At 74.9% G+C, this 10569-nt stretch carries 13 protein-coding genes; 7 read left to right on the top strand and 6 right to left on the bottom strand.

The window, feature by feature from the left end; genetic code table 11:
- The first annotated feature begins 55 nt into the window (after positions 1 to 55).
- The 3 genes from ACZDWJ_RS10400 to ACZDWJ_RS10410 all read left to right on the top strand — a co-directional run bounded on the left by ACZDWJ_RS10400 (position 56) and on the right by ACZDWJ_RS10410 (position 2247).
- On the top strand, positions 56 to 790 hold the full coding sequence (locus tag ACZDWJ_RS10400) for a beta-ketoacyl-ACP reductase (protein WP_463520881.1): 735 nt from the start codon (positions 56 to 58) through the stop codon (positions 788 to 790).
- Between the two features lie 64 nt (positions 791 to 854).
- A complete protein-coding gene (gene fabI / locus ACZDWJ_RS10405) occupies positions 855 to 1625 on the top strand; it encodes an enoyl-ACP reductase FabI (protein WP_463520882.1) in 771 nt (256 codons plus the stop codon).
- Positions 1626 to 1689: 64 nt separating this feature from the next.
- The gene (locus ACZDWJ_RS10410) at positions 1690 to 2247 is read left to right on the top strand and encodes a SixA phosphatase family protein (RefSeq protein WP_463520883.1); all 558 of its coding nucleotides are present in this window, start codon (positions 1690 to 1692) and stop codon (positions 2245 to 2247) included.
- Positions 2248 to 2292: 45 nt separating this feature from the next.
- On the opposite strand, the gene serB is transcribed toward ACZDWJ_RS10410, so the two are convergent.
- A complete protein-coding gene (gene serB / locus ACZDWJ_RS10415) occupies positions 2293 to 3525 on the bottom strand; it encodes a phosphoserine phosphatase SerB (RefSeq protein WP_463520884.1) in 1233 nt (410 codons plus the stop codon).
- 64 nt (positions 3526 to 3589) lie between these two features.
- A complete protein-coding gene (locus tag ACZDWJ_RS10420) occupies positions 3590 to 4369 on the bottom strand; it encodes a hypothetical protein (RefSeq protein ID WP_463520885.1) in 780 nt (259 codons plus the stop codon).
- Positions 4370 to 4432: 63 nt separating this feature from the next.
- Between ACZDWJ_RS10420 and ACZDWJ_RS10425 the strand changes: the two genes are divergently transcribed.
- Together ACZDWJ_RS10425 and ACZDWJ_RS10430 are read left to right on the top strand one after the other, a co-directional pair.
- Positions 4433 to 5233 (top strand): ABC transporter ATP-binding protein, encoded by an 801-nt coding sequence (locus ACZDWJ_RS10425; RefSeq protein WP_463520886.1) that lies wholly within the window; start codon positions 4433 to 4435, stop codon positions 5231 to 5233.
- A gap of 18 nt (positions 5234 to 5251) precedes the next feature.
- On the top strand, positions 5252 to 6025 hold the full coding sequence (locus tag ACZDWJ_RS10430) for a sulfite exporter TauE/SafE family protein (protein ID WP_463520887.1): 774 nt from the start codon (positions 5252 to 5254) through the stop codon (positions 6023 to 6025).
- Positions 6026 to 6074: 49 nt separating this feature from the next.
- Here the strand turns inward: ACZDWJ_RS10430 and ACZDWJ_RS10435 are convergent, their stop codons facing one another.
- From ACZDWJ_RS10435 to ACZDWJ_RS10450, 4 genes are all read right to left on the bottom strand, one after another.
- On the bottom strand, positions 6075 to 6554 hold the full coding sequence (locus tag ACZDWJ_RS10435) for a DUF4267 domain-containing protein (RefSeq protein ID WP_463520888.1): 480 nt from the start codon (positions 6552 to 6554) through the stop codon (positions 6075 to 6077).
- A 118-nt stretch (positions 6555 to 6672) separates the two neighbouring features.
- Positions 6673 to 7647 carry an alpha/beta hydrolase gene (locus ACZDWJ_RS10440; protein WP_463520889.1) on the bottom strand — a complete coding sequence of 325 codons (975 nt, stop codon included), beginning with the start codon at positions 7645 to 7647 and terminating at the stop codon, positions 6673 to 6675.
- Positions 7648 to 7652: 5 nt separating this feature from the next.
- Entirely contained in the window at positions 7653 to 8312 is a 660-nt protein-coding gene (locus ACZDWJ_RS10445) for a glycerophosphodiester phosphodiesterase (protein WP_463520890.1), read from the bottom strand.
- 23 nt (positions 8313 to 8335) lie between these two features.
- The gene (locus ACZDWJ_RS10450) at positions 8336 to 8809 is read right to left on the bottom strand and encodes a DUF6328 family protein (RefSeq protein WP_463520891.1); all 474 of its coding nucleotides are present in this window, start codon (positions 8807 to 8809) and stop codon (positions 8336 to 8338) included.
- A 76-nt stretch (positions 8810 to 8885) separates the two neighbouring features.
- Here ACZDWJ_RS10450 and ACZDWJ_RS10455 point away from each other — a divergent pair, with 76 nt between their 5' ends.
- Positions 8886 to 9980: a PP2C family protein-serine/threonine phosphatase gene (locus tag ACZDWJ_RS10455; RefSeq protein ID WP_463520892.1), complete on the top strand. Its 1095-nt coding sequence runs from the start codon at positions 8886 to 8888 to the stop codon at positions 9978 to 9980.
- Positions 9981 to 10096: 116 nt separating this feature from the next.
- On the top strand, positions 10097 to 10569 hold a 473-nt coding region (locus ACZDWJ_RS10460; protein WP_463520893.1), incomplete at its 3' end, for a precorrin-2 dehydrogenase/sirohydrochlorin ferrochelatase family protein.

Here is a 10569-nt window from a genome sequence, read left to right on the forward strand (position 1 = left end):
GGCGTGGCGCGGCTCGCTTAGGCGTACCTATCGGTAATCACTACGGTCGGGACGCGTGAGCCCGCAGACCCCGTCCCCGTCCGCCGAGCCCCGCTCCGTCCTGGTCACGGGAGGCAATCGCGGCATCGGTCGCGCGATCGCAGAGGCCTTCCTCGCCCAGGGCGACAAGGTCGCCGTCACGACCCGCAACGGCGGCGCGCCCGAGGGGGCCCTCGACGTCCGGTGCGACATCACCGACCCCGCGGCCGTCGACGCCGCCTTCGCCGAGGTCGAGGCCGCGCACGGTCCGGTCGAGGTGCTGGTGGCCAACGCCGGCATCACCTCCGACACGCTGCTGCTGCGGATGTCGGAGGAGGACTGGTCGAGCGTCATCGACACCAACCTCACCGGGTCCTACCGCCTCACCAAGCGCGCCGCGAAGGGCATGCTGCGCCTCAAGCGCGGCCGGATCATCCTCGTCTCCAGCGTCGTCGGGCTGCTCGGCTCGGCCGGCCAGGTCAACTACGCCGCCTCCAAGGCCGGCCTCGTCGGCCTGGCCCGCTCGGTGGCCCGCGAGCTCGGCTCGCGCGGCATCACCGCCAACGTCGTCGCGCCCGGCTTCGTCGAGACCGACATGACCGCCGTGCTCACCGACGCCCAGCGTGAGCAGATCAAGGCCTCCGTCCCGCTGCAGCGCTACGCCAGCCCCGACGAGATCGCCTCCGCCGTCACCTGGCTCGCCGGACCCGGCGGCGCCTACGTCACCGGCGCGGTCATCCCCGTCGACGGCGGCCTCGGCATGGGCCACTGAGCCCCGAGCCCATCCCGGCACCACCCCCACGCACCCGCACCCCACAGACCAGGAGCACGTCACCATGGGAATCCTCGAGGGCAAGCGCATCCTCGTCGCCGGCGTCACGATGGACTCCTCCATCGGGTTCGCCACCGCCAAGGTCGCCCAGGAGCAGGGCGCCACGGTGCTCATCTCCAACTTCGGGCGCGCGCTGGGCATCACCCGCCGCATCGCCAAGCGCCTGCCGGTCGAGCCGCCCGTGCTCGAGCTCGACGTCACCGATCCCGAGCACCTCGAGCGCCTCCCCGAGCTCGTGCGCGAGCATGTCGACGGCCTCGACGGCGTCGTGCACTCCATCGCCTACGGCAACCCCGAGACGCTGCTGGGCGGGAGGTTCCTCGACGGCCCCTGGGACGACGTCGCGCAGGCCGTGCAGGTCTCGGCCTACTCGCTGAAGTCGCTGGCCACGGCCACCCGCCCGCTGATGGGCGAGGGCGGCTCGATCGTCGGCCTCACCTTCGACGCCACCGTCGCCTGGCCGGCCTACGACTGGATGGGCGTGGCGAAGGCCGGCCTGGAGTCCTGCGCGCGCTACCTCGCCCGCGACCTCGGCCCCGAGGGCATCCGGGTCAACCTCGTCTCCGCCGGTCCGCTGCGCACCCTGGCCGCCAAGGCCATCCCCGGGTTCGGCGACCTCGAGGAGCTGTGGAGCACCCGTGCGCCGCTGGGCTGGGACAACACCGACCAGGAGCCCACCGCCAAGGCCGTCTGCGCGCTGCTGAGCGACTTCTTCCCGGCCACCTCGGGCGAGATCGTCCACGTCGACGGCGGCTTCCACGCGATGGGCGCCTGAGGCCGCGACACGCCCGAACGGGTCCCGGTTCGACGCCTCACCACGCGCCTGTCACCATTCCGGCGTGAGCGAGACCGACGACCTGCCCACCGTCCCCGGACGCGCCAAGCCCGCCGTCCGTCGGCGCCTGGTGCTGATGCGTCACGCCAAGGCCGAGCAGGTCGGCTCCTCCGACATGCAGCGCGAGCTCAGCCCGCGGGGCGTCGAGGACGCCGAGGCCGCCGGACGCTGGCTGGCCGAGCAGGGCGTCGAGCCGGACCACGCGCTGGTCTCGGCCGCGGTGCGCACCAGCCAGACCTGGGAGGCCGTCGCCGCGGCGGCCGGCTGGGACGACGACGCCACCTACGACGACGCGCTCTACGACGCCGGCCCGGAGACCGCGCTCGACCTCGTGCGGGAGACCCCGGAGGACGCCCGCACCCTCATGGTCGTCGGCCACAACCCGACGATGGGCTACCTCGCCCAGCTGCTCGACGACGGTGACGGCGACGAGGACGCCTCCTCCGAGCTCGCCACCGGCTATCCCACCAGCGCCGTCACGATCTTCGACTTCGAGGGCGAGTGGAGCGACGTCGAGGAGCAGTGCGCGACGCTCGTCGCCCACCACGTCGCTCGCGGCTGACCCCCGGCCTGAGCGCGGGCCCGGCCTCGGGCTCGCGAGCAGCGGTCAGGCCAGCGGCGCGAGCGGTGGTGCCGGCGTGACGATGCCGGCCTCGGCGTCGGCGAGCTCGATCTCCTCGCGGGAGATGCCGAGCAGGTACATGATCGTGTCGAGGTAGGGCACGTTGACGGCCGTGTCGGCGGCCTCGCGCACCACCGGGCGCGCGTTGTAGGCGATGCCGAGCCCCGCCGCCTCGAGCATGTCGAGGTCGTTGGCGCCGTCGCCGATCGCGACGGTGGCGGCCTGTGGGACGCCGATCTCGGCCGCGATCTCGCGCAGCGCCCGCGCCTTGCCGGCACGGTCGACGACCTCGCCGACGACCCGCCCGGTGAGCCGGCCGTCGACGATCTCGAGGGTGTTGGCGCGGGCGTAGTGGATGCCGAGCTCGGCGGCCAGCCGGTCGGTGATCTGGCTGAAGCCGCCCGACACGATGGCGAACCGGTAGCCCAGGCGGCGCAGGGTGCGCACCATCGTCCGCGCCCCGGGGTTGACGACGATCCGCTCGTAGACCTCGTCGAGCGCGCTGACGGGCACGCCCTCCAGCAGCGCCACCCGCGAGCGCAGCGACTCCTCGAAGTCGAGCTCGCCGCGCATGGCCCGCTCGGTGACCTCGGCGACCTGCGCCTCGCAGCCGGCGTGGGCGGCGATCATCTCGATGACCTCGCCCTGGATGAGGGTGGAGTCGACGTCCATGACGATGAGCCGCATGCCGCGCCGCAGCAGGTTGGCCGGCTGCACGGCGACGTCCACGCCCTGCCGGGCCGCCTCGACGGCCAGCAGGGTGCGCAGGGCGTCGGGATCGGCGCCGGAGACGTGCAGGTCGATCGCGGTGACGGGGTAGCGCGCCATCCGCTGGATGCGGTCGATGTTGGCGCCGGCGGTGGCGATCTGGGCGGCGATGCCGGCCATCGCCTCGGCGGTCAGCGGCGTCCCGAGCACCGTGACGTGGGCGCGGCCGGCGGGTCGGCGGCCACCGTCGCCGGTGCCGCGATCGATCTCCACGCTCATGCCCAGCCTGTCGGCGGTGGCCTCGACGGCGGCGCCGAGGGCGTCGAGGTCGCCCACCGACGGCGCGGTGACCAGGACGCCGAGCACGAGACGGCCGCGCAGGACGATCTGCTCGAGGTCGACGACCTCGACCCCGGCCTCGGCCAGGGTGGCGAACATCGTCGAGGTGACCCCGGGCCGGTCCTTGCCGGTGAGGGTGATCAGCAGGGTGTCGGGGCGGGGCTGGCTCATCGCGCACGAGGCTATCGCGGAGGGACCCCGCGCAGGCGCCTGGTCGACGGGGATGGACGGGCGCTCAGGCCGGGGGCCAGACCTCGGGCGAGCCCGCGGCGACGAGCGCATGACGGGCCGCCTCGCCGAGGGGGCGCAGGGCGGCGGTGCGCAGGGCGATCTCCGAGGCCGAGAGGGCGCCCCCGTCGTCTTGGAGCGCCAGGTCGACGACCGCCTCCGCGAGCAGCGCCCGCGCGGCCAGGTCGACGCACCGGGGCGGGACCCCGGGCGGTGCGACCAGCGGCGCGCGGTGGCGCAGGTCGATGAGCAGGTCGGCGGCCTCCGGACGCCACCGTGCCACCTCGAGATCGGCGAGGCGGTCGGCGGTCTCGGGCAGCACCCGGCGCAGCGTGCGGTCGGCCTCGCCGACGTCGGGGAGCTGGCGGCGACGCGCGTCGTGCCGCACCCAGGCGGTGGCCGCGCCCACGGTCTCGGGCACCAGCCCGAGGCCGGCCTCCCAGGCGACGACGGCCTCTCCGGCCTCCAGCGCGGCGGCGGTGAAGGCGGGCGGCCCGCCGAGGCCCACCGGATCGCCGTCCACCGGGAAGGCGACGCCCAGCGACGTCGCCCCGGCGGCGCGCAGCCGCCCGAGCCCGAGCGCCAGCGGATGGGAGCCCTCGTCGTCGACGATCGTGTGGGTGGCCTGCTCGCCGATCACCGCGTCGACGGTGTCGTCGGTGCTCACGAGGCCGCGCAGCCAGGCGGTGCCCCACCAGGCCAGCCGCAGCGCCGCGGGCAGGCCGGCGCCGGGCGTCGACGGCTCGTCGGCCGGACGTCGCGAGGGGTCGGGGCGCAGCGGTTCCACGACGTCGGACGGTACGCGTCGGGGCCCAGAGCGGCGGCGCTCGGGCCTCGATAGGGTGGCGGCATGGCCGCCGTGATCGACTTCCAGGACGTCACCATCCGCCGCGGGAAGGCCACGCTCCTCGACCGCGTCACCTGGACGGTCGAGGAGGACGAGCGATGGGTCGTCCTCGGCCCGAACGGCGCCGGCAAGACCACCCTGCTGCAGATCGCCTCCGCTCAGCTGCACCCCACCTCGGGCCGCGCCGGCCTGCTCGAGGAGACCCTCGGCCGCGTCGACGTCTTCGAGCTGCGCCCGCGCATCGGCGTCACCAGCGCCGCCCTCGCCGAGCGCCTGCCGCGTGAGGAGAAGGTGCACGACGTCGTCCTGTCGGCCTCCTACGGCATCCTCGGGCGCTGGCGCGAGCACTACGACGACCTCGACCACGAGCGCGTCACCGCGCTGCTGCGCGAGCTCGGGGTGCTCCACCTGGCCGAGCGCACCTTCGGCACCCTCAGCGAGGGCGAGCGCAAGCGGGTGCAGATCGCCCGCGCGCTGATGACCGACCCCGAGCTGCTCCTGCTCGACGAGCCGGCCGCGGGCCTGGACCTCGGCGGCCGCGAGGACCTCGTCTCGACGCTCTCGATGCTGGCCTACGATCCCGACTCGCCGGCCACCGTGCTCGTCTCCCACCACCTCGAGGAGATCCCGCCGGGCTTCAGCCACGCCCTGCTGCTGCGCGACGGTCGCGTCGTCGACGCCGGTCTGCTCACCGACGTGCTCACCGAGGTCAACCTCGCGGCGACCTTCGGCCTGCCGCTGGTGGTCACCCACAGCGACGACGACCGCTGGTCGGCGCGCCGTCGCACCCGCGTCCGTGGCTGATCGCGAGGTGCGGCGCCCGTGACCGGCCTGGAGTCGCTGGTCGTGCTGCTCGCCGGCGTCGCGGCCGGGATCATCAACAGCGTCGTCGGCTCGGCGACGCTGCTGACCTTCCCGCTGCTGCTCTCCCTGGGCGTCCCGCCGGTGGTCGCGAACGTCTCGAACAACATCGGCCTGGTGCCGGGCTCGGCCTTCGGCGCCCTGGGCTACCGACGCGAGCTCGCCGGCCAGCGCGCCCGACTGCTGCGCTGGGGCGCAGCCGCGGTCGTCGGCTCGCTCGTCGGAGCGGTGCTGCTGCTCGCGCTGCCGCCCGGCGCCTTCGAGGCGGCGGTGCCCGCGCTGGTGCTGCTGGGCGTCGTGCTGGTGATCCTCGGCCCGCCGACCTCGCGCTGGATCACCCGGCGCGGAGGCGGGGGCGTCGACGCCGACGGCGTCGTGACCCCCGAGCCGCGCTGGCTGCTGCCCGCCGTCGGCCTGACCGGCGTCTACGGCGGCTACTTCGGCGCCGCGCAGGGCGTCATGCTCATCGCGGTGCTGGGCCTCGGGTTCACCCAGGACCTCCAGCGCGTCAACGCGGTGAAGAACGCGATCGCGGCCGGCATCAACGGCGTCGCGGGCCTGCTCTTCGCGGTGGTCGCGGACGTCGACTGGCGCATCGTCGTGCTGATGGCGCTCGGCTCGGCCGTGGGCGGACGCCTCGGCGCCTCGATCGGGCGCCGTCTGCCGGCGGTGGTCTTCCGCGGCGTGGTCGTGGCCGTGGGCCTCATCGCGTTCGTCGCGATCCTCCTCACCTGACCGCGCGATGGTGGGGACGGGGCGGACGCCGAGGCGCCCGCCCCGCTCGTCAGCGGGCCTTCGCCGCCTGCTTGGTGGCCTGCTTCGTGGCCCGCTTGGTGGCCTTCGCCGCCGTCTTCGTCGCGGCCTTGCGGGCTCGGCGGCCCGACGGCTCGGCGACCGGAGCCGGGCTGCTGCCGGTGCGCAGGCCCAGGAGGCCGGCGGCGACGGCGCCGAGCGCCGGACCGAGCAGCGTGGCGCCGGCCCGCTTCGACACCTGGCCCTCCCGCGGGCCGAGGTGACCGGTGACGGCGTCGGCGACGTCGACCCCGACGCCGAGCAGCACCAGGGCCGTGCGGCCCTTGCCGCGGGCCAGGAGCGTCGCGGTGCCGAGGGCGACCTCGCGGGAGCCGAAGAGCCGGGTCACGTAGGCGACCTCGGGCTGGGAGGAGGGCGTGAGCCCGAAGGCGACGGCCGCGGTGGACGGGCGGGCGAGGGAGAGCGCGCCGATGGCGATGCGCCCCAGTGAGAGTCCGGTCACAGGGTTCATGGCCGGACCCTAGCGGGAGCCACCGGCTCCCGGTGGGCGTCCCGCGCCGGATGCCGGCCGGACGTCTGCCCGGTCGTCTGCCCGGTCGTCTGCCCGGACGTCGGCGCGGAGGAGGGGCTCAGACGCCGTCGCCGACGAGCGGCCGCACGAAGGCGTCGTGCCAGCGTCCGATCTGCTGGTAGACGGCCGCCCGCACCGGAGGACGGGAGAGGACGACGTCGTGCATGGCGCCGGGCACCGCCACGTAGGTGACGTGGCGGCTCAGCGCCGTCGACCAGCGACGGATCTGCTCGACGTCGAGGACGACGTCGGTGCTGCGGACGTCCTCGCCCATGAGGTCGGGGTCGCTGCTGCGGTCGCTGGAGAGCACGAGCACCGGGACGCCGACGTCGATGCCGCGGTGCAGCCGGGCGTGGGCGCGGCGCACGGCGCGCAGCCACCCGGCGTGGACCGGGAAGGAGGTCAGCGGCTTCCAGTCGAGGTCGAACTCCCACTCGCCCTCGTGGTCGCGGTGCAGGGCGGCGGAGTAGAGGCCGGAGACCTTGCGCGGGATGACGCGCAGCGGCTGGGCGGCGCCGAGTCGGTCGATGGCAGCAGTGCCGACGGTGCGCAGCAGCACGCTGCCGCGCAGATCGAGCCAGGGGGAGTTGAGCACGAGGCCGGCCAGCTCGCCGGGCTGGCGCTCCTCGCACCACAGCGGCAGCGTCAGGCCGCCGGTGGAGTGCCCGGATCCGACGACGTGACGGTGGCCGTCGCGCCGCACGATGAGGTCCCAGGCGGCGTCGAGCTCGGCGTGGTGCTCGGAGAGGTCGGCGACGAAGTTCGGCGTCTGCCCCGGCCGCAGCGAGCGGCCGTACTTGCGCAGGTCGAGGGCGTAGACGTCGTAGCCGCGCTCGGCCCACCAGTCGCCGTACTCGGCCTGGAAGAAGTAGTCGGCGAAGCCGTGGACGTGGAGGACCGCACGGTCGGTCGGGCCGCCGACGGCAGGGCGATGGACCAGCGTGGCGACCACCGGCCCCTCGAAGTCGTCCTCGAGCTCGAGGGTCTCGGCGGTCCACGGCTCGCCGAGGACGTCGACGCGGCGCTCGTTCATGGCGCTCATCCTGGCAGGCGCCGGCCGTGCGCGAGGTCGAGCGCCGCCTCGGGGCGGTTCGTCGTGACCATCCAGGCGCGCCCCGGCGCGAGCCAGCGGCGCAGGCCGCGCGGGGAGTCGACGGTCCACACCAGGAGCGGGACGCCGTGGCGCCGCGCCCAGCGTCCGACGCCGAGGGTCGCGATCGACCAGTGCGCGACGGCGACGTCGGCCCCGCACGCGGCCATCCGCGCCGCCGGTCGCAGCTCCGAGCGACGCCGCGCGAGGCGCCGGCGCCAGGGCAGGTGGGCGACGCTGCCGCCGAGCGAGAGCCCGATCCGCAGGTCCAGGCCCTCGGCGTCGGCCCAGTCGCGCACGGCGCGGATGACGGCGTCGCGGCCGGTGGTGACGACGATCCGCTCGACCCCGAGCGCGGCCACGGTGCGCGCGACGGCGTCGATCTCGAGCCGATGGCCGGGGCTGGAGAGCTTGAGGTCGAGGTGGGCGCCGGCCCGGCCCGCGAGGGCGGCGAGCACGGCGTCGAGGTCGAGGTCGGCGGCCTCCCCGGGATCGTGGGCGACGACGACCGCGCCGTCCTCGCGCCGCAGGTCGAACTCGACGTAGGCGACGCCGAGGTCGAGCGCGTGCTCGAGGCGGGTCCGGGTGTTGCAGCGGTGCGCGCTCACCAGCGCGCGCGCCGCCGGGCGGCTCAGGCGAGCCTCCGGGGCACGACGACGAGCAGACCCACGGCGAGGAGTCCGACGACGCCGCCCCCCGCCAGCGCCGCACCCCGGCCGACGACGACGTCGCACACCAGCGTCGCGATCCCGACGACCAGGACGGTGAGCGAGGCCAGCGCCGCGTCGAGCGCCCGGCGTGCCACGCGGACGACGTCGGGCTTGTGGTGACGGCCGGAGAGCCGTCGGTGCACCGCGATCGGCGTCAGCACGGCCAGGGTCGTGAGCAGGGCGGCTGCGAGCAGCAGGAGGTAGACCCCGCGCTGGAAGCGGTCGAGGTCGTCGAAGACCGGCTGGAAGGGCAGCGTCACCAGGATGCCGGCCAGCAGCTGCGCACCGGTCTGGGTGACCCGCAGCTCCTGGAGGAGGTCCTCGAACTGCCGGTCGAGGTGGGAGGGCTCGCCGGCGGGCGCCTGATCGGCGCTCGGGAGGAGGTCGTCGGGCACGGGGCCAGTCTGGCATCCACGACCGGTTGTGCGGAGTGCCCACGAGGGTGCCTGCGCCCCACCTATGCTCACCGCCATGGGAGGGCCGAACACCGTGCGGGGGATGCCGCGCGCGCTCGCGGCCTCCTGGCGCACCGGCACGCGCCGGAGCCAGACGATGGTGATGGCGCTGATGCTCGCAGGCGTCACCGCCTGCTTCGCGATCTCCATCCCCTTCTACTCGGTGCTGCCGGTCAGCACGTACTTCGTGTGGCTGCTGATCGGCATGCTCCTGCTGCGCTACCGGCCGCTGACCGTCCTCACCGTCTACACGACCGTCGGGGCCATCGCCATCGGCATCCTCGACGGCCTGGGCGACGGCAGCTTCGGCAGCGCGCGCCTCTCGGGGATGCTCGCACTCCTCCTCTCAGGGGCCCTGGTGCTCGTCCACGCCCGCTCCCAGCGCACGGGGCTCCCGACGTCGCTGGGGGAGTCGATGCTGGCCGATCTGCGCACCCGGCTGCGCGACCAGGGGGTCATCCCGCCGCTGCCCGCCCCGTGGCACGCGCAGTCGGCGATGATCGCCGCCCACGACGTCGCCTACGCCGGCGACTTCATGACCTGCGCGCTCGACGCCGACGGCGAGGTGCTCGAGGTGATCCTCGTCGACGTCGTCGGCAAGGGCGTCGCCGCCGGCGCGGACTCCCTGCAGCTCGCCGGTGCGATGGGCGGCCTCGTCGGCGCCCTGCCGCCGCAGCGCCTGATGAACGCCGCCAACGACTTCCTCCTGCGTCTGCCGGGCGTGGAGTCCTTCGCCACGGCGGCCTACGTCCGCCTCGAGCTCTCGACCGGCCGCTTCCTCATCCTCAGCGCGGGGCATCCGCCGGCGCTGCGCTGGAGCGCGGCCTCGTCCCACTGGGACGTCGACGGCGCCCGCGGCCTGGCGCTCGGGATCCAGCCCGAGCCAGACCTCGAGGTCAGCGAGGGCGTGCTCGAGCCCGGCGACGCGCTGCTCTTCTACACCGACGGCGTCGTCGAGAGCCGCGGCGGCGACATCGAGGACGGCATCGACTGGCTGCGCGACGTCGCGCGTCAGGCCGTCCGGCTCGGCTTCGCCGGTGCCGCGCGCCGGATCATCGCGCGCGTGCCGCACGGCGACGACGACCGCGCCGTGCTCATCATCGGCCGCTGAGCCGCGGGCGCCTCCACGATCGTCCCCGCCGCGACGGTGACGGAGATCGCCCCGCGCGTCCCGGTTGCTGGGCCCGGGTCCGGGGCGGGGGATCGCGAGCCACGATGATGATGCCCGTGAGTCATCTCGTGGAGTCCGACGCCGACCTGCAGCCCTACCTGGTCGGGCTGCGCCTGCGGGGTCGCCGCGTCCTCGTCGCCGGGGGCGGAGGCGTGGCCCAGCGTCGCGTGCCCCAGCTCCTCGCCGCCGGCGCCGACGTCGTGCTGGTGAGCCCCGAGGTGACCCCCGCGCTCGAGGGTCTCGCCGGCGAGCTCACCTGGCACCGGCGCGGGTATGACGACGCCGACCTCGACGGCGCCTGGTACGCCATCGCCGCCACCGACGACGCCGCGGTCAACGCCCGCATCGCCGCGCGCGCCGAGGAGCAGCGCATCTTCTGCGTCCGCGCCGACGACGCCAGCGACGCCACCGCCTGGACCCCGGCCACCGGACGCCACGCCGGCGTCAGCGTCGCCGTGCTGGCCAATCGCGAGCCCCGCCTCTCCGCCGCGGTGCGCGACGACCTGCTCGAGGCCCTGCAGCTCGACAC

Source organism: Nocardioides sp. B129/18 (assembly GCF_055282735.1).